Source organism: Dactylosporangium sp. NPDC049742 (assembly GCF_040674675.1).
GTDB lineage: Bacteria > Actinomycetota > Actinomycetes > Mycobacteriales > Micromonosporaceae > Dactylosporangium > Dactylosporangium maewongense.
Genome location: NZ_JBFANF010000009.1, coordinates 142,394 through 165,094, shown reverse-complemented (window position 1 = coordinate 165,094; position 22,701 = coordinate 142,394). Strand labels below are relative to the sequence as shown.

The window sequence follows — 22,701 nt, the reverse complement described above, 5'->3', positions numbered from 1 at the left end:
CGACCGATCGGTCATCCGCTCGTGACGGAGATGTTCGTCAATCCTCCGGTGGCGTTGGTGACGCTGTTGGAGGAGTAGACCACGTTGAGGTTTCCGGCGCACTTCGAGGTCGACGTCACGTTGATCGCGTAACGGCCCGCGCCGCCGAGGTCGGACCTGTTGTCCCGCCACACGTTGCCACAGCCGGATCCGGCGACCGGGTTGTGGGTCTCGTACCCGTTGGCGAACGTGCCGGGCGCCGCGAACGTGCCGGTGTTGCCCTGGATCAGGTAGCCGGTGCCCTTCACGTCGACCCACGAGTCGGCGGAGTTCTGCCCCGCGATGCCCCGCCCGTCGAACGTGTTGCCCCGGATCACCCCGTCGACGGTGCCTTCCTTGACGTCGATGTGCTCCGCGGCCACGTACGGGCCGATGTGGTTGTCGAGCACCTGCACCCGGTCGGAGCGGTCCACGCCGCCGGTGTTGCCGTGGCAGGCCCAGTTCGAGTTCGCGGAGCCGAGGTAGACGCCCTCGCCGTACGCGGGCTGCGCCGTGCCGGTGTACTCGATCGTCGAGCCGCGGATCACTCCGTCCGAAGAGGACCGTCTGAAGTGGACGCCCTCGTCGCCGATGTGGTGCACGTACAGGCCGTCGAGCGTGACGTGCGGGGAGTCGTCGACGACGACGCCCTTCTTCGCGTTCGCGACGGTGAACCCGCTCAGCCGCCAGTACGGCGCGCCGGCGAGCCAGAAGCCGTAGCCGGGGTCCCAGCCGGGCGTCGGCACGGGGCACGACGGGCCGCTGCCGGCGCTCGCCGGGTTGGTCAGGACGGCGGTCCGCGGGCCGGTGACGGTGATCGGCGCGGCGGCGGTGCCGGGCGTCGTGCCGATGAACGACCCGTCGTACACCCCGGGCGCGAGCCGGATCGTCTGACCGGGCCGGGCACCCGCCAGGGCCGCCTCGAGCTGGGCGGCCGTGGAGACGTCCACAATGGACCCGGAAGGAGGCGGGGATGAAGGCGGGGAAGAGGGCGGAGAAGAAGGCGGAGTGGACGGAGGCGAGGAAGGCGCCGGACCGCCCGCACACGGCAGGCCGTTCACGGTGCAGTTGACCGGCACCCCGGTGCCGCTGACGTTGAACCCGAACCGGACCGTCCCGCCGGCGGCCACGGCACCGTTCCACGAGGCGTTCGCGAAGCGGTGGTGCTGCCCGGTGCTGGTGCGGGTCGAGTCCCACGAGCTGCTGACCGCCGACCCGGCCGGCAGGTCGAACTCGACCACCCAGCCGCTCGCCGCCGCGTCGCCGCGGTTGGTGACGGCGAACTCGGCGCCGTACCCGCTGCCCCACACCGACGTCTGCGCGAACGTCGCCGTCAGTGACGCCGCCGCGGCGGCCGCGGTCAGGGGCGCGAGCAGCAGGACCGCGGCGCCGGCAGCGGTGAGGGCCGGCAGCACCGTGCGAGAGATCCGCATTGACCAGCCTCGTTCCGCATAGCAGCGTCCGTCTGGCTGATTAGTTAACAGTCTTTACAACTCTTGGTCAATGCCTCGCCGGTACGGGAGCGCTATCAACACGAAATGTAGCGCCATGAGCGCGAACGGTCAGAACGCCAGGGCGAGGTTGACGAGGGTGGCCGAGCACGCGTGGACCTGCTCGATCGACACCTTCTCGTCGGGGCAGTGCCCGTAGCCGACGCCCGGCCCGTACTGCACCGCCGGGATGCCCCCGATGTTCGTCAGCAGCCGCAGGTCGGAGCCGTACGGCGCGCCCACGACCGCCGGCTCGGCGGCGAACGGGGAGCCGGCGTGGGTGGAGGTGTGCGCGTCGAGCACCCGCCGGACCAGGTCTGTGCCGGAGGGGCAGCGGCCGGACGCGAACTGCCCGCCCCACCACTCGACCGTCACCGGGTGCTCCTTCAGCCACGGGTCGGCGGCGCACGCCTCCGCGACGGTCCGCTCGAACGCGGCGCGCGCCTCGTCGACCGGCTCGTCGAGCGCGACCCCGAAGCGCCCCTCGGCGACCAGCAGGTCCGGCACCGTCGACGCCCAGTCGCCGGCCCGCACGGTGCCGATCTCCAGGGGGTACGCGATGTCCCACCGGCGCATCATCGGGTCGACCGACCGGTTCCGGGACGCCTCCAGGGCCCGCAGCACGGGGAAGACGAGCTGGAACTTCTCGACCGCGCTCACGCCGCTGGTGCGGGCGCAGGCGTGTGCGGCGAGGCCCGGCACCCGCAGCCGGAAGGTGAGCGCGCCGCCGTTGGCGGCCAGGACGTCCAGCGCGGTCGGCTCGGTGATGACGCACGCGTCGGCGCGCCAGCCGCGGTCGAGGGTCGCGTAGGTGCCCAGGCCCCCGTCCTCCTCGCCGACGACCGCCGCGAGCAGGACGTCGCCGGGCAGCCGGGTGCCGCTGCGGTGCAGGGCGAGCAGGGCGGCGAGGGCCGCGGCGAAGCCGCCTTTCATGTCGCAGGCGCCGCGGCCGTACACGTGACCGTCGGCGACCCGCCCGGAGAACGGGTCGTCGGACCAGGTCGACAGGTCACCGGGCGGGACCACGTCGAGGTGCCCGTTGAACATGAGCGTGCGGCCGCCGCCGGTGCCGGGCAGCCGGGCGACGAGCCCCCACGCCTCGGACCGCTCGACCTCCATGCCGGGGAAGTCGGGGCGGGCGGCGAGCTCGGCGACGGGGATCTGCCACAGGTCGGTCTCGACCCCCTCCGCCGCGAGCAGGCCGGCGACGTGGCGCACGATCTCCCCCTCCGCTTGGGTGCCCCCCACACTGGGTACGCGGACCAGGTCGACGAGCGTGCGGATGGTCTCGTCGCGGGAGCTGAGGAGAGCGTTGTGGACGTCCATCCGGGCAATGTATGTCGTTGACGCTGCTGTCGTACAACATCCTGACCGGCGCGAGCGGCGGTCGGCTGGACGCCGTGTGCGAGGTCATCGATGCCGCGGCGCCCGACGTCGCCGCGGTGCAGGAGCTGCGCGGCGACCCGCCCCTGGCGGCGCGCACCGGGATGCGCCTGCACGTGGCGCCGCCGCGGACCGGGCAGCCGGTCGGGCTGCTGGTCGCGCCGCGCCTGCGGGTCCTGCGCCACGGCGCGGTGCCGGGAAGCTTCCATCACGGGGCGGCCTGGGTGGAGCTCGACACGGCGGCGGGTCCGCTGACCGTGGTCAGCGCGCACCTGTTCCCCTATTGGGGCAGGATCCGCCTGTACGAGGCCCGGCTGCTCGCGGCCTTCGCCGGGCGGCGGGAGCGGGTCGTGCTGATGGGCGACTTCAACTCGCTGTCCCCGTCGTCCGGCCCGCCGGGCGACGTCCGGCCGCGGCACCGCACCTGGTTCGGGCGGGGCGGGGTGGACACGCGGGCGATGGCGCTGCTGGCCCGCCGCGGCCTGGTCGACGTGTTCCAGGCGGTCGGCGAGGGGCCGGGCTGGACGGTGCCGACGGCGCTCGGCGGCGAGGAGTTCACGCGGGCGCGGCTGGACTACATCCTGGCGTCGCCGGCGGCCGCCGGGGACTTCACGACGTGCCGTGTGGTGACCGGCGGCGGGACTGCGACCGCGTCGGACCATTTTCCGGTGCTGGCGACGTGCGCGACGGACCCCGCGGGTCGATCTGCTCCTTGACCGGCGCCGGTCTGCGGTGCCCGCCGAGCGGCGGGTTCGCGACCCAGCGGATCACGGGCCCCTGACCGGGCGCGGGCAGCCAGCCCAGGAAGCGCGTCCACAGCTGGTCGGCGCCCAGCTGGCGCAGGTCCTCGGCGGCGTCGGCGACCCGAAGCGCCATCATCGTGCGCAGCGCGGCGGGGCTGTCGCCGTGCTCCGCGACGAGCTGGTCGCGCTTTGCCTGGCACGGCCACGGCTCGCGACATCCCGTGCACAGCCAGGTCGGCCGGGCCGGGATGTGCGCGATTGTCACCCCAGACTCCCGGGCCGGGCGAGCTCGAGGCGTCGCAGGGCGTAGACGAGGACCGAGTTGCGGGCGGCGACGTACTGGTCGCACGGCCAGGGCTGGTGGCAGTCGCGGCACTGCTCCGCACGGTGGAGTTTGGCGGCCAGCCAGCTCTTCGGACGGGGCTGGTGGCGGCGGCGCTGGCGGACGAGCTCTTTGAGGTCCATCGCGGGGGGTCCTTGTCAGGTCGCCGATGTGGGGTGGGTGGGCAGCTCACAACGGAGCGAGGTGTGCAGGACGTGCTGGTGCGTCACCAGGGGGGTCCGGCGGCGCTGGGTGTGGCGTTTGGCGCGGTACATGGCGGCGTCGGCCCGGTGCACGGCATCGGCGAGGTGCGCGCTGGGCTCGACCGGGACCAGCCCGACCGACGTGCTGACCGACACGACCTGACCGCCGAGCCGCATCGGGGCGGCGAGTATGTCGGCGAGCCGGGCGGCCTGCTCGTCGGGCTCCCCGTCGCGTTCGGGGATGAGGCCGGCGAACTCGTCGCCGCCGAGCCGGGCCACGATGCCGCGCCGCGGGCCCTCGCCCGCGCACGAGGCGAAGCGGTGCCCGATGGTGACCAGGACCTCGTCGCCGGCTGAGTGCCCGTAGACGTCGTTGATCTGCTTGAACCCGTCGACGTCGAGCACGACCGCGACCAGGGGGTGCGCGTGCAGGTCGCCGACGAGCTCGGCGCCCCGCGAGTAGAAGGCCCGGCGGTTGGGCAGGCCGGTCAGCGGGTCATGGCAGGCGGCGTGGCGCTCCGCGGTCAGCTGCCGTCGCAGGCGGGTCACCCGGCGCTGGGACACCCACACCGCGCACGCTCCGGCCGCCACGGCCGCACCGGCCAGGAAGGCGAGAGGGTCCATGCGCGCGTCCTCCAAGATCGTAGCTGGGGAAGCCACCCGATCATTTGGGCGCGAACGTCCGGTTCTGGTCACAAATTGTGAGCGTCCCCGCACATTCGCACATGCGCTAGCATGCGCGTTATCGGCTGCATACGCAAGAGCCGATGCACGTGCAGACGCCGATTCTCGGCAAACTTTCAACTACATGTTGCAGAGAGATGTCCATGGAACAGACGTACAACGGGATGCCGGCCGGCGACCTGCCGGGCGTCACCTGGCAGAAGAGCCGCCGTAGCAACCCCAGTGGCAACTGCGTCGAGCTGGCCCCGCTGCCCGGCGGGACTGGCTTCGCGATGCGAAACTCGCGCGACCCGCACGGGCCCGCGCTCATCTACACCTACGACGAGATCGCCGCCTTCATCGCCGGCGCCCGCGACGGCGACTTCGACAACCTGCTGGACGGCTGAGGATGTGACGGCAGGGGCGGGCTCGCTGGAGATACCGCCGATCGATGCGAGCCCACTCCCGCTTACTGTCGGGTCATGGCATGCTTACTCCGGCTCGCCCACGGGACGGCTCCACCATGGGACGGTTCGCCAGGACGGACCGCTCAGGAACGGATCGCCGCGGGGACAGTGGGTGACAGGGCAGCGTCCAGGACTCGGAGGCAGTAGGTGACGACCGGAACACCGGAAGGCGGCGCGGCCGGAGGCCCCACGGTCCTCCGGATGCTGCTGGGCGCCCATCTGCGCCGGCTCCGTGAGGCGCAGGGCGTGACCCGCGAGGACGCCGGCTGGGAGATCCGCTCGTCGGAGTCGAAGATCAGCCGGATGGAGCTCGGCCGTGTCGGCTTCAAGGAGCGCGACGTCGCCGACCTGCTCACCCTGTACGGGCTCGACGACGACGAGGAGCGCACCCGGCTGCTCGCCCTCGCCCGCGACGCCAACAACCCCGGCTGGTGGCACCGCTTCGGCGACGTGCTGCCCAACTGGTTCCAGTCCTACCTCGGGCTCGAGGCCGCCGCGGCCCTCATCCGCACGTACGAGGTCCAGTTCGTGCCGGGCCTGCTGCAGACCAAGGAGTACGCGCGGGCCGTCGTCCTGCTCGGCCACGGCCGCGCCAAGGCCGACGAGATCGACCGCCGGGTCGAGCTGCGGATGGCCCGCCAGCAGGTCCTCACCCGTGCCGACGCGCCCAAGCTGTGGGTCGTCGTCGACGAGGCCGCGCTGCGCCGTCCGATCGGCGGCATCCACGTCATGCGCGGCCAGGTCGACGCGCTCCTGGAGGCCAACACGCTGCCCAACGTGCGGCTGCAGGTCATCCCGTTCAACGCGGGCGGCCACGCCGCGGCCGGCGGCGCGTTCACCATCCTGCGCTTCCCCGACCAGGACCTGCCCGACGTCGTCTACATCGAGCAGCTCACCAGCGCCCTCTACCTCGACAAGCGCGACGACGTCGACCTGTACGCCGAGGCGATGGAGCGGCTGTGCGTCGAGGCCCGCCCGCCGACGGAGACGCAGAAGGTCCTCGAGGAGATCCGGCGCGATCTGGAGGCGTAGCAGGGGGTAATTTCCCCTGTATGGGATCTTTGTCAGGAACTGTTGCGCTGGTCACCGGCGCCTCCAGCGGGATCGGTGAGGCGGCCGCCCTCTCGCTGGCCTCCCGCGGCGCGGCCGTCGCGCTCGCCGCCCGCCGGGCCGACCGGCTCGCCACCCTCGCGGAGCGCATCCGCGCCGACGGTGGCACCGCCCTGGTCGTCGAGGCGGACGTCACCGAGCAGTCGGCCGCCGTCGCCGCGGTACACCAGACGGTGAGCGAGCTCGGTCGCCTGGACACGCTCGTGAACAACGCCGGTGTGATGCTGCTCGGGCCCGTGGTCGACGCGCCCGTCGAGGAGTGGCAGCGCATGGTCTCCGTCAACGTCATGGGGCTCATGTACTGCGCCCACGCCGCGCTCCCGCACCTGCTCGCCGCGGCGGCCGACGGTCCGCGCCGGGTCGCCGACATGGTCAACGTCAGCTCGGTCGCGGGGCGGGTCGCCCGTAACGGCAGCGGCGTCTACAACGCCACCAAGCACGCCGTGGGCGCCTTCAGCGAGGCGCTCCGCCAGGAGGTCACCGGCCGCTACGTCCGCGTGTCGCTGGTCGAGCCGGGGGCCGTCGCCACCGAGCTCGCCGGCCACAACCGCCCCGAGATCCTGGAGGGCCTCAACCAGCGCTTCGCCGACATGCAGCGCCTCGAGGCCGAGGACATCGCCGACACGATCACCTACATCGTCACCCGGCCCCGGCACGTCGCGGTCAACGAGCTGCTGGTGCGACCCACGCAACAACAGGCCTGAATCCCGTTTGCGCTCCTCAGGGGCGGGCACGAGATGGGCGAACGCGACAATCACGAGTTCTTCGGAGGAACGAATGAGTGGCGTGACCGAAACCATCGACGTCCACGTGCCGGTGCGCACCGCGTACAACCAGTGGACGCAGTTCGAGTCCTTCCCGCAGTTCATGAGCGGCGTCGAGTCGATCAGGCAGGTCGACGACCGCCGTACCCACTGGGTGACGAAGGTCGGCGGCGTCCGGCGCGAGTTCGACGCCGAGATCACCGAGCAGCACCCCGACGAGCGGATCGCCTGGAGGAGCGTCGGCGGCGACACCGAGCACGCCGGTGTCGTCACCTTCCACCGCCTCGGCGACCGGGACACCCGCGTGACCGTCCAGCTCGACTGGCAGCCCGAGGGTGTCGTGGAGAAGGCCGGCGCCGCGGTCGGCGTCGACGACCTGCAGGTGAAGGCCGACGCGAAGCGCTTCAAGAAGTACGTCGAGGAGCACGGTGCCGAGACCGGCCAGTGGCGGGGCGACCTCCCGCGCCCGGGCCTGTAAGCCCGTCTCGTCACAGGTCTCCGGGGGCGCCGCTTCTCGCGGCGCCCCCTTCCCGTGCCCGCTCAGCGCAGCGCGCGCTCGATCCGGTCCAGGGCGTCGTTGCGGGGGCTCGCGCGGTCCAGGAGGTTGGCCTGGCCGGAGGCGAGGATGCCGGCGACGACCGGGGTCTCGGCCTTCTCGATCTCGCGGTCGGCGGCCTCGGCGGCGGCGCGGGCGATCTGCGCCGCCTCGCGCCCGGGGAGCGCCTGCCACGTCGGCAGGAGGGTGTGGTTGAGCGCGTCGTCGTACCACGGCGGCACGCTCGGCGGCGGGAGCTCGCCGGAGCGCCAGCGCCGCACCAGGGTCTGCGCCCAGCGGTCCCAGAACGCGAGCTGGGCGAGCACGGTGGCGACGCTCCAGCTGGGGGTCACCGGCCGGGCGAGGTCGTCGTCGCCGAGGGAGTCGATGAGGGCGGTCAGGCGTTGCCGCGTGGCGGCGTTCTCGTCGAGGGGTACGCGTTCCACTCCTGCAACGGTAAGGGCGCCGGTGCGGGTCCGCACGGCGAGCGCGACGGCCGATTCCCGCCAGCCCCGGACCCCTTGTGTGGGACAGGATCGGGGCATGTTCACAGTGCACGCGATCGACCCCGCGATCCTGGAATCGGTGCGGGGCAAGGGAATCGACGTCTCCGGCAATCCCGTCGTGGAGCAGGACGCGAGCGGGGGCGAGCCGCTGCGGTGCTGCCTGCGCGACGCGGTGGCGGGGGAGCGGCTGATGCTGTTCGGGTTCGAACCGGTGCTGCCGGCGAGCCCGTACCGCGAGATCGGCGCCGTCTTCGCCCACGCGCGGCGGTGCGACGGGCCCGCCGGGACCGGCTACCCGGAGGGCTGGCGCGACCGGTCGCAGGTGCTGCGGGCCTATGACGCGCGCGGATGGATCCATCCCGCGACCCGGGTCCACGACGGCAAGGACCCGGAGGGCGTCATCGCCGACGTGTTGTCGGATGCGGCGGTGGTACGGGTGGACTCCCGCAACGTCGCCTACGGCTGCTTCATGTTCACGGTCACGCGGTCAACCTGACTTACCCGACTGGTTTTATCGGGAAATCGCGCGGAAACATTGACGAGCATGCGCACGTCGTGATCTGATCCCGACCCAGAGGATTTCTCACATTCGATGGGATCGAGGAAACCGCCGTGTCCGTGTTCCGTCGTACCGCGCTCGTCGTGGCGGGCGTGCTGGTCTCCGCCGGCGCGGCGGTCGTGCCGGCGCTGCCCGCCGCGGCCGCCCTGCCGACCGCCGCCGTCGCCCTCGGCGACAGCTTCATCAGCGGGGAGGGCGCCGGCAGCTACCAGCCGGTCGTCGACGTCAACGGCGTCGCGCAGCCGTTCCCCGGCTGGTCGGCGCCCAACACCAACGCCTTCTTCTGCCACCGCTCCGCCAACGCGTCGCTCAACCAGGCGGCGCTGCCCGGCATCCAGGCCCGCTTCAACCTGGCGTGCTCCGGCGGCCGCCCGCACGACATCGCCAACCCGTCCGGCGCCCGCGACAAGGGCCGCTCCGTCGCCGCGCAGCTCGACCAGCTCCGGGCCGTCGCGCAGACCCACGACATCGACCTGGTGCTGATCGGGCTCGGCTCCAACAACAGCTCGTTCACGTTCGGCGACGTGGCCGAGAAGTGCGCGAACCGGTTCATCGCCGACGCGTGGACCGGCTGGTGGGAGTTCTGGGCCTACCTGAACGGCCCGGTCGAGCAGGAGCCGTGCACGGCCGCCGACCTGGCGACCGCGGCGCAGGTCCAGGCGGCGACCGCCGAGACGATCGCCGCCGCCCGGCAGATCATCGCCACCCTCGACCAGATCGACGCGGACGGGCAGCACCGGGTGGTGTTCCAGGACTACACGAACCCGCTGCCGCTGGACCTCGACCAGACCTACTGGGAGGAGGACGGCCGGCAGGACGACCGGGACAAGTTCCGCGACCTCGGCGCCGAGCGGTACGCCGCCGGCTGCCCGATCCACCGGGCCAGCCTCGCGCCCGGGCACGGCTTCTCGCAGGGCCTCGGCACGATCGTGCGCACGACCCGGGACACCCTCGCCGCCGAGTTCCCCGGCGACGACCTGGTCTACCTCGACGTGCAGCACGCCTTCGACGGCGCGCGGCTCTGCGAGCGCTCCGGCAGCCCCGGCAACGCCCTGGCCACCCCGATCCGCCTGCAGGACGGCGCCTCGGGCGTGTTCGTGACCAGCCTCGCCGGCAAGGACAAGATCGCCATCCAGCGGATCGCGAACACCTGCGTCACGTACTTCCAGACCTGCCAGGAGTCGTGGCACCCCAGCGCCGCCGGCCACGCCGTCCTCGGCAAGTGCCTCACCGGCGCCGCCACGGCCACCGCCCGCACCGTCACCTGCACCCGCAAACCCGACGGCACGATCGTCACGGCCTGACCCACCGGGCGCCCCTTGCCACCCCGAACGGCAAGGGGCGCCCGGGCCTTGTCTGGTGCTTCCGGCCTCCGGCTTCGGGCTCGGGGCTTCGGCCTGGTGTTGGTGGTCCGGGCTCAGGGCTCGCGGACCAGGAGCGCGCGGGCGGCGCGGCCCCACGCCGCCTCGACCGGCTCCTCGATCCACAGCCTGAGCCGCGCCGGCACGCCGGTCACGACGAGCCCGGTCTCGGCGCCGCCGGAGAACTCACCGCCGCCGATCGCGAGGACGCCCGGGACCGCCTCGCCGGACGCCGGCGCCGGCAGGATCGCCAGGGCGCCGCTGGGGCAGTCCACCACGCCCGCGTCGACGGCGGCGGGGTCCGGCGGGCCGGCCACGAACCCTCCGAACGCCGGGTCGTCGGCGGGCGCGTCGTCGCTGTCGCCGGTCGCGTACGCCACCTCGGTCAGCGCGAGGGTGCCGTCGCCCAGCCGGTGCACCCACACCCAGCCGCCCATGTCGATGCCGAACACCGTGAGCCGGCCCCGGCGCAGGTGACCTCCGCGGCCGGCGTGCCGTCGCCGCGGTGCAGGGCGTCGAAGCACCGCTGCCAGTCGTCGCCGTCCGCGCCCCGCCAGCCGGCGGCGACCGTGGCGTCGCCGGCGACGACCATGATCGAGGCGTTGATGCTGACGACGGCGCCGATGCGGTGTGCCGTGGCGGGGACGCTACCGGCGCAGGGCGCGTTCGTAGCAGACGGACAGGGTGGAGCCTGCGTAGACGCCGAAGAGCGGGATCTCGTGGTAGCCCTCGCGCCGGTAGAAGCGCTGGGCGTCGGGCTGCTCGGTGCCGGTCTCCAGGCGCAGCGTCGTCCAGCCGCGGGCCACGGCGGCGTCCTCCAGGCCGCGCAGGATCGCGGTCGCGACGCCGGTGCCGCGGGCGTCGGGGACCACGTACATCCGCTTGACCTCGGCGGAGGTCGCGTCGAGGTGCCGCAGCGCCCCGCAGCCGACCGGGCCGCCGCCGGCCGTCGCCACCAGGAACAGGTCGATGTCGTCGCCGGACGGCGGGCCGCCCGGCTCGTGGTCGTCGCTGCCGTAGCGGGCGTCGAGCTCGGCCCGCTGCGCGGCACGCAGGGCGGCCCCGTCCGGGTCGTCCCAGGCCCGCTCCTCGATGATCCAGTCGGTCATGGCTGGTACCGTAACAGTTGTTACGAGACGGATGGAGTGCGACGCGTGCCACACGAGGAGCGGCTGTCGAAGGCGGTCTGGGACGTCCTCGCGGAGCAGGGCCTGGAGCGGCTGACGATCCGGGCCGTGGCCGCCGCCGCGGGCTGCACGACCGGCCTCGTCATGCACCGGTTCCCCAACCGGCGGGCGCTGCTGCGGCACGCCCGGCAGCTGCTGCACGAGACGACCAAGGCCCGCGTCGAGACTCTGGAGGCCGCCGCGGCCTCGCCGCGGGCCGCGCTGCGCGCGATCCTGCACCAGGGGCTCGCCCTCGACCCGCAGACGGTCGCGGAGAGCACCGTCTGGCTCGGGTTCCTCGCCGCGGCCGTCGCCGACGAGGAGCTGACCGACCTGCACCGGGTCAACAGCCGGGCGTGGCGGACGAGGGTCGGCCGGCTCGTCGAGGCGTGCGGCCCGCCGCAGGACCCGGCGACCGTCACCGTCGCGCTCATCGCCATGGTGGAGGGCGCGGCGGCGTTCGCGGCGGCCGACCCGTCGGCCTATCCGCCGGCGGTACAGGAGGCGATGCTGGACTCCGCGCTCGAAGCCTTCGGCCTGGCGGAAGGGTCCGGCGGGCGGGGCTAGCGCGGGCTCTTCCGGCGGATCGTGTACTCCAGGCGCAGGAACGGCAGCCCGAACACCGCGAACGCGTGCACGGCCCGCAGCTCACCGTTCTCGACGTACACGTCGAGCTCCTCGGCGAAGCCGTTCACCGCCAGGGTCGTCAGCTCGCGCGTCTGCGCGTCGACGTGGCTCAGGTAGTGCCCGGTCTGCCCGTCGTGCGCGGAGCTGGTGAGGATCAGCCCGTGCTCGCGCTGCCGCGGCGCGAGCGTCGCGGTGAAGTTCGCCTGCGGCAACGGGAAGCCGACGCTGACATAGCCGCGGCCCTCGTGCCGGTACGTCGTGTAGATGCCGACGTAGATCGGCTCGTCGGTGTCGGCGTAGCTGCGGATCCAGCCGCGGGTCTGCAGGCCGTCGCCGGCGGTGACGGTGTCGATGCGGCTGCGGACCCCGCGCAGCGCCTCCCGCTGGTTCATCGGCACGTTCGCCTGCCCGAGCGGCCGGGCGACGAGGTTGCGGTACAGCAGATACCCGGGCCGCACCCACGCCCGCCAGCGGGGCACGATGTCGAGCGTGAACCGGGTCGTGTGCTCGTAGAACTCCCGCACGAGCGGCGGCACCGCCCCCGGGTCGAAGCCGGGCCCCGCGAGGACGTCGAGGTCGGCGACGATGCCGACGTCCGGCGCCGCTTCCTGGTACGTGCCGCCGGTCGCCTCGGCGAGCGCCCGCACGTAACCGGTGCCCACATACCTGGTCCGCGCCTCGAGGGGCACGACGAACGGCAGCCGCTCCGCCGGCACCCGCTCCGCGAGGAGGCTGACCTGCGGATCCCGGAACACCAGCTGCGACACCGTCCGGAACGCCACGACGCTCGCCGCGGCGACCTGCGCCGGCGGCCGGTCGTGCAGCGCCGCGCCGACGGCGAGCCCGACCACCGGCCCGAGCGCCACCTTGTGCGGCCTGATCCCCATCGCCCCGGCGACCGCGCCGCTCGCCACGCCCACCGCGAGCGGGCTCGCGCCGGCCTTGCCTGCGGCCCACCCGACCGGCGCCGCGATCGCGCCGCTGGCCGCGACCCGCGACCACACCGCGGGAATCTCGCCCGGCCGCTGCCGGGCCCGCGCGAGCGCGTCGACGCCCGCCAGGGCGCCGGCGCCCAGCACCGCCCCCGCGACCGCGCCGCGCGGCCCGCGGTGCGCCCCGAGGGCCGCGCCGGCCAGCGCACCCATCGCCGCGGCGAACCCGATCCCCTGCGCCCGCTTCGCGTCCATGGCGTCTGTTGTACACGTGGGCCGTCCGGCGGCGCCGGCCGGTCAATGGCCACCGGGTGGGGTGCAGATTCGTCTGATTTTTGAGAAATACCCACTTTGTCGGTCAAGTGCCATAGCGTCCCGCTGGAGTGGATCAATCACGCGCACCAGGGACCAGGGGCATGATGTCGCCAAGGAACTTCCGATCGCATCGATTGGCGGCGGCATGCGCCGTCGCGTCATTGCTGGCACTGATCGGGCTGTCCGCGCCCGCCGCGGCGGACCCCGGCACCGGGCGCGGCCCGTCGCCGCGGGCCACCACCGAGGCCCGGGACGCCAGGCCCGCCACCGGCGAGCCCACCGGCAAGCCGGCCGCCGGCCGGTCCGGCAGCGCCAAGGCGAGCGCCAAGGCGAGCGACAAGGCCAGCACCAAGGCCGGCGACAAGACGAACGGCAAGACCGACGGCAAGGCCGGCAAGACCGACGACAAGGCTGGCAAGGGGCACCCCAGCACGTCGGCCGGTGCCGGCAGCCCGGCCGCGACGGTGCGGTCAGGCTCGGCCGCGGCCAGCTCCTCCGCCTACGGCAAGACCGTCCGCGGGTTCGCGCGGACGCTCTCGACGCACGCCCGGCCGGCTTCCCCGGCGCTGAAGCCGCCACCGCCGCCGCCCGCACCCTGGCACGGCAAGGGCAGCCTGACACCCCCGGGGACGGCGACCGTCGAGGCGACGCCGAGCCCCGGCGGGGTCGGCGCGCCGTTGTCACCGACCATCACCTCGATCGTCGAGACCACGACGACGTTCACGGTGGCCTGGACCTCGGTCCCGGGCGCCACGGAGTACCTGGTGAGCGTCAACGGCAACGGCATCCTCAGCTGCACGACCAGCCCGTGCACGTTCTCCAACCTGATCTTCCCCGGGGTCAACCAGGTGCTCGTGTACGCGTACGTGGGCGGCTCGTACCGGGCCAGCGCCATCTGGCTGGCGAAGCTGCTGACCGCGGCCGGCGTGCCGCAGGTGTCGTCCTCCCGGACCGGCACGACCATCACGATCAGCTACCAGCCCGCCAGCGGCGAGACCGGCATCGACGACTACGAGACGGTCGCCACGGTCTCCGGCAGCAACCCGGTGGTGACGGTGCCGTGCACCGTGGCCACCGCCAACTCCTGCACCATCGCCGGGGAGGCCGGCACGTCCTATCAGGTCAAGGTCCGGGCCCACAACAGCGTCGGCTGGTCGACCTACCAGACCACCACGGTCACCGTCCCGCCGGTGCCCGCCGCGCCGACCGCGCAGGCCACGGTCAGCGGCACCACCGTCACGGTCACCTGGGCCGAGCAGCTCGGCGTCACCGGGATCATCGGGCACACCGTCCTGGTCAACCGGACCGACGGCGGGAGCCCGGTCCCCGTGGCGTGCAACGCCCCGCCAGCGGTCGAGCTCGCCAACCCACCCGGTTGGGTGAGCGGATCGTCGTGCACGTTCACCGGCGTCGTGGGCGCCACGTACTCGGTCGAGGTCCGCAGCTACAACTCCACCGGCCCGTCCACGGCGGGCACCACCACGGCGGTCCTCGCCAGCGCGCCCGCGGCGCCGGCCGTGACGACGTCGGTCACCGGCAGCGCGATCACCGTCAACTGGACGCCGGGCAGCAACGGCGGCGCGGCGATCACCAGCTACGTGGTGACGCTGGTGCCGCAGAGCGCCCCGCTGACGCCGACGCTGCCTTGCGCCCCGCCGCTCGGCGCGCCGACGCCGCCGGTCAGCTGCACCGCGACCGGCGTGCCCGGCCAGACGTACGACGTCGCGGTCTCGGCGGTCAACGTCGCCGGCACCTCCACCGCCGGCACCGCCACCGCCGCGGTCGACGCGGTCGCCCCGGCCGCGCCGACGGTCACCACCGGCGCGTCCGGCACCACGATCACGGTCAACTGGACCCCGAACGCCACCGGCGGCGCGGCGATCACCGCGTACCAGGCGACGGTCACCCGGCAGGGCATGCCGGCGACGGTGCTGACCTGCACCCCGGCCACGCCGACGAGCACGACCTGCAGCACCACCGGCGCGCCCGGCTCGGTGTACGACGTCGTCGTCACCGCGACGAACAGCGCCGGCACCTCCCTGGGCGGCACCGCCACGGCGACGGTGGCGGCGGTGGCCCCGTCGGCGCCGACCGTGTCGCCCACCGTCTCCGGCAGCGTCATCACCGTCGCGTGGACGCCGAACTTCAACGGCGGCGCGGCGATCACCAGCTACGTGGTGACGCTGGTGCCGCAGAGCAACCCGACGGCACCGTCGCTGACCTGCACCCCGCCGGCCGGCGCGCCGACGCCGCCGGTCAGCTGCACCGCGACCGGCGCGCCCGGCGAGACCTACGACGTCGAGGTCGTCGCGGTGAACAGCGCCGGCAGCTCCACCGCCGGCACCGGCACCATCACGGCCGCCGCGGTCGCCCCGGCCGCGCCGACGGTGACCGCCGCGTCGTCGGGCACCACGATCACGGTCAACTGGAGCCCGAACGCCACCGGCGGGGCGCCGATCAGCGCGTACCAGGTCACCGTGACCCGGCAGGGCACCCCGGCCACCGTGCTGGCCTGCGCGCCCGCGACCCCGACCGGCACCACCTGCAGCACCACGGGCGTGCCCGGCGCGACCTACGACGTCGCCGTCACGGCGCAGAACAACGCCGGCGTCTCGGTCGGCGGCACCGCGTCGGTGACCCTCGAGGCCGCGGTGCCGGCCGCTCCGGCAGTCAGCGCCTCGGTCGCCGGCGACCTGGTCAGGGTCTCCTGGACCCCGGGGGAGACCGGCGGCTCGGCGATCCTGTCGTACACGGTGACGGTGACCCGCTCCAGCGGTGCCGGCCCGGCCGCGCCGGACTGCGCGCCCGCGACGCCGCTCGCCACCACCTGCCGGTTCGCCGGCATCCCCGGCGCCGGCTACACCGTCTCGGTGGCCGCGGTCAACGTCAAGGGCGCCTCACCGACCGGCACGGCGTCCGTCACGATGCCGGCGGTCACCGCACCGGCCGTGACCGTCGTGCCCGGCGATGCCACGATCGACGTGACATGGACGGTGCCCCAGCCGGCCGGCGCGGTCACCGGGTACACCGTGACGGCGACCCCCACGACGGGCCCGCCGGTCACCGCGACGGTCACCGGCGGCTCGACGACCAGCCACACCCTGACCGGCGTGACCAACAAGGTCACCTACCAGGTGACGGTGGCCGCGACCGTGGCCGAGGGCGACGTGACGGCCAGCGCACCGGTCGCGGTCACGCCGGCGGCACCCGTGACGGTCCCGGCGACCGTGCCGCCGACGGCCACCGAGGGCGACCTCAAGTCGAGCGCCGGCACGGCGCTGCCGAGCGCGGGCCAGCCGACGACCCTGGTCGGCACCGGGTTCGCGCCGCGGACGTGGGTGCAGCTGCTGGTGTACTCCAGCCCGACCGCGCTGGGCACCGCCCTCACCGACGAGAACGGGTCGTTCAGCAAGCAGGTGACCGTGCCGGCCGGCCTGGCCGGCCAGCACACGTTCGTCTCGATGGGCACCGACCCGTCCGGCACCCTGCGGGTGCTGAAGCTGGCGGTCACGGTCGGCGCCGCCCCGGCGGACGTTTCCGCGCCGAGCAGCGGCGGTGGCGGCCTGCCCGTCACCGGCCCGTCGGTCACGCTCCTGACCCTCGCCGCGCTCGCGCTGATCGCCGGCGGTGCCGCGAGCCGGGCCGCGGGCAGCCAGATGCTCGCCGAGCGGCTGCGCGCGCTGCCGTTCCGCCGGCGTCGCTGACCCGGGAAGCTGCCGGCCGGTCACCGTTCGCGGGGGCCGGCCGGCAGTCGTCAGTAGCGGGCGGCGTACGTCGTCGGGGGCTCGCCGAACATTGCGGCGAAGTCCCTGCTGAGGTGGGCCTGGTCGACGTACCCGAGGTCGGCGGCGAGGCCTGCCCAGTCGACCGGGGCGCCGGGCGCGGCGGCCAGGACGTCAGTCACCTCCTGCAGACGGAAGCGGCGCAGCAGCCACTTCGGGCTGACCCCGACGTGCTCGGCGAAGAGGCGTTGCAGGTGTCGTACGCCCAGCCCGCACGCGGCGGCCAGATCGTCGACGCGGCGGAGGCCGGGAGTGGCGGCGGCGTGGCGTACACATGCGGCGGCCGCGTCACCGGCGGGGTCGGGCGGCGGGAGCGCCCCGGCGAGGAACGCGTCGACGGTCGCGCTGTCGCCGGGCGGCACGGCGGGGATGCCCGGGAAGACCTCCGCGGCGGGGACGGTGCGGCCCGTCAGGGAGCTCACGGGCGCGCCGAGGAACCGGCGGAACGCGCCCGGGACGAACGCGACACCCTGGACGCCGCCCGCGCCGTCCAGCGTCCGGGTGAAGTAGCGCCGGTGGACGCCGCGGAGCAGGGGCTCGCCGCCGGTGGGGAACGTCAGCTGCACGCTCGGCGTCGGCGGGAGCAGCTGGCGGTAGCCGGGCTGGCCGGTCAGGTCCCAGGTCGCCCACCAGTACCGGGCGACGACCCCCTCCAGGACCGGCGACGGCGGCGCGGCGCCGTGCCGCTGGAACGCCGACCACGCACCGCCCAGCTCCCTCGGGTCGCGCACCCCGCAAGGGTAGCCGTCGCGTTTGTCCAAGACCCGCGCGTGCCGCGGCGCCTACCGTTGCGCGGATGGAAGGACACCTGCTCATCGGCCTCGCCACGCCGGCGACCCTGAAGATCGTGGACGGCATCGACTCCCTGGACGCGGCGACGCCGTGTGCCGGGTGGGACGCCCGGGCGCTCGTCAACCACCTGCTGCACTGGGCGCCGGCCCTGACCGGCGCCGCCCGCAAGGAGACCGTCGACCCGGGCCCCGAACAGGACCGCACCACCGCCGACTGGCGCCCCCTGCTGCACTCCCACCTCAAGTCGCTCGCCGCGGCCTGGACCGACCCCGCGGCGTGGTCGGGCACCACCCGGATGGGCGGCCCCATGGACCTGCCCGCGGACATGGTCGGCGGCATGGTCCTCAGCGAACTGGTCCTGCACGGCTGGGACCTCGCCCGCACCACCGGCGTAGACCCGCACTGGGACGATGCCGTTGTGCAGCGGGTGTACGAGGAGGTCGCCCGCACCGCCGACATGGGCCGCCAGATGAACGTGTACGGCGCCGAGGTCCCCGTCCCTCTGACCGCCCCGCCCCTGTCCCGCGCCCTAGGCCTCAGCGGCCGCAACCCGTCCTGGACCCCCTGACCGCCCTGCGACGCCGCCCGGCGGATCGCGCAACGTCTATCAGAACCTGACCGCCTGACAGCTGCGGCGTGACCCGGCAGCAACTTCCCCAGCGGCGCGTGAGTTGCCTCCGGACCACGGACCGGCGGGCCACAGAGCGGCGGATGGAAGGCGCCGGGTCATGGAGCGCCGGATCGCGAAGCGGTGTGGAAGGTGCGGCCGGTCTTGGGACGGTGGGTCGTGGAGCGGTGTGAAGGGCACCTGGTCCACGGAGCGAGAGCCGCGGGGCGGTGGGTGGAAGGCGCGCCTGGTTAAGGGCGGCAGGTCGCGGCGCGGTGCGTGAAGGGCGCTTTGGTTCGCGTAGTGACGGGCCGTGGAGCGGCGGGTGGAGGGTGCCGGGGTCACGGAGTGGTGTGGAGTGCGCCTGCTCCATAGGGCGGCGGGTCGCGGAGCAGTGTGGGGAGGCGCTGGCTGCGGGTGCGGCGGGCGAAGGGTTCGGCGAGGTGGTGTGGAGGGCACCCGGTCCGCGAGAGGAGCGGCGGATGGAAGGCGCGCCTCGTCTTGGGCGGTGGGTCGCGGAGCTGTGTGTGAGGGGCGCCTGGTTCGCGCAGCGACGGGTCGTGGGCGGCGGGCCTCGTCTTGGGGCGGTGGGTCGCGGAGCTGTGTGTGAAAGGGCGCCTGGTCCGCGCAGCGACGGGTCGTGGGGCGGCGGGTGGAGGACGCCCAGTCCACACAGTCGGGTCGCAGAGCAGCAGTGTGGGGCGCCGGCTTACGGAGTGGCGGGCGAAGGGCTCGGCGAGGTGGTGTCGAAGGCACCTGTCCGCGCAGCCGCGGCTCGCGCAGCAGCGGGTCGCGGAGCAGCGGGTCGCGGAGCAGCGGGTCGCGGAGCAGCGGGTCGCGGAGCAGCGGGTCGCGGAGCGGTGTGTGTGGGCGCCGGGTCACGGTGTGGCGGGCGTCCGGGCCGCGCGGCCGGGTTGCGGGGCGGCGGTGTGGGGCGCCCGGGTTACGGGGTGGTGGGGGAAGGGGTTGGTGAGGTGGTGTCGGACGCAGTGGGGGACGGGGACGTGGAGGTCGACGGTGAGGTTGACGGCGACGGGGAGTCCGAGGCAGACGGGGAGGCGGAGGGCGACGCCGACGGGGAGGCGGACGCGGACGGGCTGGCCGGGGGAGACGTCGAGGGCTTCGTCGACGGCGGCCTGGTCGTCGGGGGGCGGGTCGTCGGCTGGGTCTGCGGAAGGGTCGTCGCCGGGGGCGGTGGGGCGGGGGCCTGGGTCGTGGTGGTGGGGGCGGGGCTCGCGCCGGCGGTGGCGGTCTGCAGCTGGCCGGTCGAAGGAGGCGTGCCCTCCGCCTGGGGCTGCCCGATGGCGGCGACCGCGGCGAGCGACACGACCGCGGCGACCGCCGAGCCGACGAGGGCCCGGATCGCCCAGCGGCGGCCGCCGCTGGGGGCGGGCTTGGTGGCGGGTGGCGGGGGTGTGGTGCGGGCCGAGCGCAGGTCGACGAGGGTCACGTCGTTGAGGTGGGCGGTGGAGCGGGACTGTCCGCCGAACGGCAGCCGCGACAGCACGATCCGGGTGTGCGCCGCCGAGCGGGCGCCGAGGTGGGTGGCGGGGCGCACCCAGGGCCGGTGCGCGGCCGGGGGCGTGGCGGACCGGACGGTGGAGGCGTCGCGGCGCAGGCGGACCGGGGGGAACGCGCGGGGCAGCGCCGACAGGCCGCGGACCGAGAACGGCAGGACGGAGAAGGGCAGGCCCGACGACCGGTGGGCCGGGGACAGCGGCGGACCGGCGGCGGTCTCGTCGGCAGTGGAGGCGGCGGACGTGGTGGAGGCGGTGGACATGGTGTACCAGGCGGGCAGGTCGACCCTGGTGCGGGCGATCCGGGCGAAGCCGAGCGCCGCCTCGTCGCTGCCGGGGCGCAGCGCGGGGTCGGGGGCCGTGCACCGCTCGATGAGCGTCGCCAGCGCGGCGGCGTCAGAGCCGGAGGCCGGGGAGCCGGGCGCGGTGGGGTCGAGGGCGGACGCGAGGAGGGCGCCCAGCGCGTACATGTCGAGGCTCACGTCGTGCGGGTCGTCGCCGCGGCGGTCGGTGAAGCCGAAGACCTTCGCGCCGACGTCGGTGAGGGCGACCTTCGCGGCGGTGAGCGCGCCGTGCGTGACCCACTGGCCGTGGGCGTGGGCGAGGGCGGCGCCGACCTCGGCGCCGGTCTGGGCCGCCTCGAGGGTGGTGAGCGGGCCGCGGCGGAGCCGGTCGGCGATCGTGACGCCGTCGATGAACTCCATGACCACGTACGGCACGTCGCCCCGCGACGGCAGCTCGACGGTCCCGACGTCGTAGACGGCGGCGACGTTGGCGTGGGTGAGGCGCGCGGCGGCGCGGCCCTCGGCGAGGAACACCGCGGCGAGCTCGGCGCGGTCGGCGCGCAGCAGACGGACCGCGACCTGACGGCGCAGGAGCTCGTCGTGCCCCTCCCAGACCTCGCTGGTGGAGCCCGCGCCGATCAGCCGCTCGAGCCGATACCGGCGTTGCAGCATCATCGCGACCGGGGGTTCCTCACTGCTCGCCGGATGGTCAGCTCCAATTATGCCGACCTCACCACGTCAAACGCCCTGATGAGACCGGAACGTTGTCAGATCTGACCCTTCCGGCGCCGGCGTGAGGCGCCGGACGACGCGCCGGGTGAGGCGCCGGCCGAAGCAGCGGGTGACGAGCCGGCGGAAGCGGTGGATGACGAGCCGGCGGAAGCAGTGGACGACGCGACGGCCGAAGCGATAGGCGACGCGGCGAACTGGTCCACCACCGTGCACGCGTCGGCGAGCGGGTCGTGCTCGTCCACCCGGGTCGCGGCCCTGCGCAGCAGCGCCCGGAACAGCTCCCGCTCCGCCTCGTCGAGCGCGCTGAGCACCCGCGACTCGACGTGCGCGAGCTTGCCCTGCAGCTCGCACATCGTGGCCCGGCCCGCGTCGGTGGCCACGATCCGCCGGGCGCGCCGGTCGGCGGGGTCGGGCCGCCGCTCGATGAGGCCGGCCTGCTCCAGGTCGTCCAGCAGGTAGGTCATCACGGTCCGGTCGATGCCGAGCTTGTTGGCCAGGGCGAGCTGCGTGCCCTCGGCGCCGGACACGGCGGCCGCGAGGACCTGGTAGCCGCGGGGGCCTCCCGGGACGCCGGCGATCACGTGCCCGGCGCCCTTCGCGTAGGCGCGCAGCATGACGCCCAGCGCCCAGCCGAGGTCCGACTGGAGCTCGTCGCGAACCTCCGGCGCCTGCGTCATGCAGCAATGATAAGCAGCTCACTCACTCTTGCGGGAAGATGTTCTGCTGTGCAGACTATCTGTACAGAAGCACAAGCATTGATGGGGAGCTCGAACATGCACCTGTTCCGTCTCGACGCCAGCATCCGCACCACCGGATCGGTCAGCCGCGCCCTCGCGGACACCGCCGAGCAGGCCTGGCTGGCCGAGCATCCCGGCGCCACCGTGACCCGGCGCGACCTCGGCGCCCACCCGCTGCCGTCCGACGCGTGGAGCTCCCTGGCCCGCGCCGCCGTCGACCCGGCCGCTCCGGCCCCCGCCGACGAGGCCCGCGACCTGGTGGACCGGCTCGCCACGGAGCTGCTCGACGCCGACGCGTTCGTCTTCGCGGTCCCGCTGTACAACTGGAACCTCCCGGCACAGGTCAAGGCCTGGATCGACCTGGTCGTGCTGCACCCGCGGCTCGGCGTGCACGGCGACCAGCCGCTGCTGGGCAAGCCCGCGGTCCTCGCGCTGAGCCGCGGCGGCGGCTACGGGCCGGGCGCGCCCAAGGAGGGCTGGGACCACGTCACGCCTTACCTGCGCCGCCTGCTCGGCGAGGTCTTCGGCCTCGACCTGCACCTCGCCGAGGCCGAGCTGACCCTCGCCGACGTGACCCCCGCGATGGCGCCGCTGCGTGGCCTGGCCGCCGAGTCGCTGAAGAAGGGGCACGAGCAGGCGGCGGCGCACGGTGTACGGGTGGCCGAGCTGATCAGAGCCTGACGGGCGGCTACATCGGGGGCAGGTTGCCCGTGACCTCGATGGCGGTGGTGATCAGCGACTGCAGCCGGGCGGTGAGGGCGAGCAGCAGCTGGTGGGCGGCCGGGCCGGAGTGCGCGGCCGCCTCCCGGAGCGTGTCGAGGTCGACCTGCAGCTGCGACAGCTGGCCGGGCAGGTCGCCCTTCCCCGGCACGAGGGCGCCCGCCATGTCGGCGAGGCTGACCCCGTTGGCCTCCAGTGCCCTGATCGCGGCGATCCGGTCGACGCAGTCCGGGTCGTAGAGCCGGAAGTTGCCCGCGGTCCGCTCGGCCGGCTCGATCAGCCCGAGCCCGGTGTAGAAGTCCACCGTGCGGGTGGACACGCCGGCTTGGTGTGCGAGCTCCCCGATCCGCAGCAGTCTGGACATCA

Annotated in this window: 23 protein-coding genes; 11 read left to right on the top strand and 12 right to left on the bottom strand. The window is 74.1% G+C overall.

Features of this window, described 5'->3' with window-relative positions:
- Window positions 1–11: 11 nt before the first annotated feature.
- A complete protein-coding gene (locus AB0J72_RS14775) occupies window positions 12–1,451 on the bottom strand; it encodes a cellulose binding domain-containing protein (RefSeq protein WP_363398797.1) in 1,440 nt (479 codons plus the stop codon).
- Window positions 1,452–1,580: 129 nt separating this feature from the next.
- Window positions 1,581–2,834, bottom strand: a complete 1,254-nt coding sequence (locus AB0J72_RS14770; protein ID WP_363398795.1) for an ArgE/DapE family deacylase — start codon at window positions 2,832–2,834, stop codon at window positions 1,581–1,583.
- A 17-nt stretch (window positions 2,835–2,851) separates the two neighbouring features.
- Between AB0J72_RS14770 and AB0J72_RS14765 the strand changes: the two genes are divergently transcribed.
- Complete coding sequence (locus tag AB0J72_RS14765) at window positions 2,852–3,607, top strand: endonuclease/exonuclease/phosphatase family protein (protein WP_363398793.1); 756 nt, start codon at window positions 2,852–2,854, stop codon at window positions 3,605–3,607.
- 288 nt (window positions 3,608–3,895) lie between these two features.
- Here AB0J72_RS14765 and AB0J72_RS14760 read toward each other — a convergent pair whose 3' ends face one another.
- Complete coding sequence (locus AB0J72_RS14760; protein WP_344502625.1) at window positions 3,896–4,099, bottom strand: hypothetical protein; 204 nt, start codon at window positions 4,097–4,099, stop codon at window positions 3,896–3,898.
- A gap of 15 nt (window positions 4,100–4,114) precedes the next feature.
- Window positions 4,115–4,783 (bottom strand): GGDEF domain-containing protein, encoded by a 669-nt coding sequence (locus AB0J72_RS14755; RefSeq protein WP_363398791.1) that lies wholly within the window; start codon window positions 4,781–4,783, stop codon window positions 4,115–4,117.
- Between the two features lie 203 nt (window positions 4,784–4,986).
- On the opposite strand from AB0J72_RS14755, the gene AB0J72_RS14750 reads away from it, so the two are divergent.
- The 4 genes from AB0J72_RS14750 to AB0J72_RS14735 all read left to right on the top strand — a co-directional run bounded on the left by AB0J72_RS14750 (window position 4,987) and on the right by AB0J72_RS14735 (window position 7,641).
- Window positions 4,987–5,229, top strand: a complete 243-nt coding sequence (locus AB0J72_RS14750) for a DUF397 domain-containing protein (protein ID WP_363398789.1) — start codon at window positions 4,987–4,989, stop codon at window positions 5,227–5,229.
- Between the two features lie 261 nt (window positions 5,230–5,490).
- Window positions 5,491–6,321, top strand: coding sequence for a helix-turn-helix transcriptional regulator (locus tag AB0J72_RS14745; RefSeq protein ID WP_363398970.1), 831 nt, complete (start codon window positions 5,491–5,493; stop codon window positions 6,319–6,321).
- Window positions 6,322–6,341: 20 nt separating this feature from the next.
- Window positions 6,342–7,103, top strand: coding sequence for an SDR family NAD(P)-dependent oxidoreductase (locus AB0J72_RS14740; RefSeq protein WP_363398787.1), 762 nt, complete (start codon window positions 6,342–6,344; stop codon window positions 7,101–7,103).
- A 73-nt stretch (window positions 7,104–7,176) separates the two neighbouring features.
- Complete coding sequence (locus AB0J72_RS14735) at window positions 7,177–7,641, top strand: SRPBCC family protein (RefSeq protein ID WP_363398785.1); 465 nt, start codon at window positions 7,177–7,179, stop codon at window positions 7,639–7,641.
- Between the two features lie 62 nt (window positions 7,642–7,703).
- On the opposite strand, the gene AB0J72_RS14730 is transcribed toward AB0J72_RS14735, so the two are convergent.
- A complete protein-coding gene (locus tag AB0J72_RS14730; protein WP_363398783.1) occupies window positions 7,704–8,144 on the bottom strand; it encodes a maleylpyruvate isomerase N-terminal domain-containing protein in 441 nt (146 codons plus the stop codon).
- 97 nt (window positions 8,145–8,241) lie between these two features.
- Between AB0J72_RS14730 and AB0J72_RS14725 the strand changes: the two genes are divergently transcribed.
- Both AB0J72_RS14725 and AB0J72_RS14720 read left to right on the top strand, forming a co-directional pair.
- Entirely contained in the window at window positions 8,242–8,700 is a 459-nt protein-coding gene (locus AB0J72_RS14725; RefSeq protein WP_363398781.1) for a DUF1203 domain-containing protein, read from the top strand.
- A gap of 116 nt (window positions 8,701–8,816) precedes the next feature.
- Window positions 8,817–10,067, top strand: a complete 1,251-nt coding sequence (locus tag AB0J72_RS14720; RefSeq protein ID WP_344502618.1) for a hypothetical protein — start codon at window positions 8,817–8,819, stop codon at window positions 10,065–10,067.
- 113 nt (window positions 10,068–10,180) lie between these two features.
- On the opposite strand, the gene AB0J72_RS14715 is transcribed toward AB0J72_RS14720, so the two are convergent.
- The gene (locus AB0J72_RS14715) at window positions 10,181–10,576 is read right to left on the bottom strand and encodes a hypothetical protein (protein ID WP_363398779.1); all 396 of its coding nucleotides are present in this window, start codon (window positions 10,574–10,576) and stop codon (window positions 10,181–10,183) included.
- A 195-nt stretch (window positions 10,577–10,771) separates the two neighbouring features.
- Window positions 10,772–11,233, bottom strand: a complete 462-nt coding sequence (locus AB0J72_RS14710; RefSeq protein ID WP_363398777.1) for a GNAT family N-acetyltransferase — start codon at window positions 11,231–11,233, stop codon at window positions 10,772–10,774.
- 45 nt (window positions 11,234–11,278) lie between these two features.
- Here AB0J72_RS14710 and AB0J72_RS14705 point away from each other — a divergent pair, with 45 nt between their 5' ends.
- Window positions 11,279–11,857 (top strand): TetR/AcrR family transcriptional regulator, encoded by a 579-nt coding sequence (locus AB0J72_RS14705; protein ID WP_363398775.1) that lies wholly within the window; start codon window positions 11,279–11,281, stop codon window positions 11,855–11,857.
- Here AB0J72_RS14705 and AB0J72_RS14700 read toward each other — a convergent pair.
- On the bottom strand, window positions 11,854–13,104 hold the full coding sequence (locus tag AB0J72_RS14700) for a hypothetical protein (RefSeq protein WP_363398773.1): 1,251 nt from the start codon (window positions 13,102–13,104) through the stop codon (window positions 11,854–11,856). The genes AB0J72_RS14705 and AB0J72_RS14700 overlap by 4 nt on opposite strands.
- A 221-nt stretch (window positions 13,105–13,325) precedes the next feature.
- On the opposite strand from AB0J72_RS14700, the gene AB0J72_RS14695 reads away from it, so the two are divergent.
- Window positions 13,326–16,868 carry a fibronectin type III domain-containing protein gene (locus AB0J72_RS14695; RefSeq protein WP_363398771.1) on the top strand — a complete coding sequence of 1,181 codons (3,543 nt, stop codon included), beginning with the start codon at window positions 13,326–13,328 and terminating at the stop codon, window positions 16,866–16,868.
- A gap of 50 nt (window positions 16,869–16,918) precedes the next feature.
- On the opposite strand, the gene AB0J72_RS14690 is transcribed toward AB0J72_RS14695, so the two are convergent.
- Window positions 16,919–17,677 (bottom strand): helix-turn-helix domain-containing protein, encoded by a 759-nt coding sequence (locus AB0J72_RS14690; protein WP_363398769.1) that lies wholly within the window; start codon window positions 17,675–17,677, stop codon window positions 16,919–16,921.
- A gap of 65 nt (window positions 17,678–17,742) precedes the next feature.
- On the opposite strand from AB0J72_RS14690, the gene AB0J72_RS14685 reads away from it, so the two are divergent.
- The gene (locus AB0J72_RS14685) at window positions 17,743–18,306 is read left to right on the top strand and encodes a TIGR03086 family metal-binding protein (RefSeq protein WP_363398767.1); all 564 of its coding nucleotides are present in this window, start codon (window positions 17,743–17,745) and stop codon (window positions 18,304–18,306) included.
- 982 nt (window positions 18,307–19,288) lie between these two features.
- On the opposite strand, the gene AB0J72_RS14680 is transcribed toward AB0J72_RS14685, so the two are convergent.
- Window positions 19,289–20,821: a hypothetical protein gene (locus AB0J72_RS14680; RefSeq protein WP_363398765.1), complete on the bottom strand. Its 1,533-nt coding sequence runs from the start codon at window positions 20,819–20,821 to the stop codon at window positions 19,289–19,291.
- Between the two features lie 92 nt (window positions 20,822–20,913).
- On the bottom strand, window positions 20,914–21,555 hold the full coding sequence (locus AB0J72_RS14675) for a MarR family winged helix-turn-helix transcriptional regulator (protein ID WP_363398762.1): 642 nt from the start codon (window positions 21,553–21,555) through the stop codon (window positions 20,914–20,916).
- A gap of 96 nt (window positions 21,556–21,651) precedes the next feature.
- Between AB0J72_RS14675 and AB0J72_RS14670 the strand changes: the two genes are divergently transcribed.
- Entirely contained in the window at window positions 21,652–22,296 is a 645-nt protein-coding gene (locus AB0J72_RS14670) for an NAD(P)H-dependent oxidoreductase (RefSeq protein ID WP_363398760.1), read from the top strand.
- Between the two features lie 7 nt (window positions 22,297–22,303).
- On the opposite strand, the gene AB0J72_RS14665 is transcribed toward AB0J72_RS14670, so the two are convergent.
- The gene (locus tag AB0J72_RS14665) at window positions 22,304–22,699 is read right to left on the bottom strand and encodes a MerR family transcriptional regulator (protein ID WP_363398758.1); all 396 of its coding nucleotides are present in this window, start codon (window positions 22,697–22,699) and stop codon (window positions 22,304–22,306) included.
- Window positions 22,700–22,701: the final 2 nt, after the last annotated feature.

Coding starts and splice junctions, on each gene's coding strand:
- AB0J72_RS14775 (WP_363398797.1), bottom strand. CDS start 1,451: ATGCGGATCTCTCGCACGGTGCTGCCGGCCCTCACCGCTGCCGGCGCC.
- AB0J72_RS14770 (WP_363398795.1), bottom strand. CDS start 2,834: ATGGACGTCCACAACGCTCTCCTCAGCTCCCGCGACGAGACCATCCGC.
- AB0J72_RS14760 (WP_344502625.1), bottom strand. CDS start 4,099: ATGGACCTCAAAGAGCTCGTCCGCCAGCGCCGCCGCCACCAGCCCCGT.
- AB0J72_RS14755 (WP_363398791.1), bottom strand. CDS start 4,783: ATGGACCCTCTCGCCTTCCTGGCCGGTGCGGCCGTGGCGGCCGGAGCG.
- AB0J72_RS14750 (WP_363398789.1), top strand. CDS start 4,987: ATGGAACAGACGTACAACGGGATGCCGGCCGGCGACCTGCCGGGCGTC.
- AB0J72_RS14745 (WP_363398970.1), top strand. CDS start 5,491: ATGCTGCTGGGCGCCCATCTGCGCCGGCTCCGTGAGGCGCAGGGCGTG.
- AB0J72_RS14740 (WP_363398787.1), top strand. CDS start 6,342: ATGGGATCTTTGTCAGGAACTGTTGCGCTGGTCACCGGCGCCTCCAGC.
- AB0J72_RS14735 (WP_363398785.1), top strand. CDS start 7,177: ATGAGTGGCGTGACCGAAACCATCGACGTCCACGTGCCGGTGCGCACC.
- AB0J72_RS14725 (WP_363398781.1), top strand. CDS start 8,242: ATGTTCACAGTGCACGCGATCGACCCCGCGATCCTGGAATCGGTGCGG.
- AB0J72_RS14710 (WP_363398777.1), bottom strand. CDS start 11,233: ATGACCGACTGGATCATCGAGGAGCGGGCCTGGGACGACCCGGACGGG.
- AB0J72_RS14700 (WP_363398773.1), bottom strand. CDS start 13,104: ATGGACGCGAAGCGGGCGCAGGGGATCGGGTTCGCCGCGGCGATGGGT.
- AB0J72_RS14685 (WP_363398767.1), top strand. CDS start 17,743: ATGGAAGGACACCTGCTCATCGGCCTCGCCACGCCGGCGACCCTGAAG.
- AB0J72_RS14680 (WP_363398765.1), bottom strand. CDS start 20,821: ATGATGCTGCAACGCCGGTATCGGCTCGAGCGGCTGATCGGCGCGGGC.
- AB0J72_RS14675 (WP_363398762.1), bottom strand. CDS start 21,555: ATGACGCAGGCGCCGGAGGTTCGCGACGAGCTCCAGTCGGACCTCGGC.
- AB0J72_RS14670 (WP_363398760.1), top strand. CDS start 21,652: ATGCACCTGTTCCGTCTCGACGCCAGCATCCGCACCACCGGATCGGTC.
- AB0J72_RS14665 (WP_363398758.1), bottom strand. CDS start 22,699: ATGTCCAGACTGCTGCGGATCGGGGAGCTCGCACACCAAGCCGGCGTG.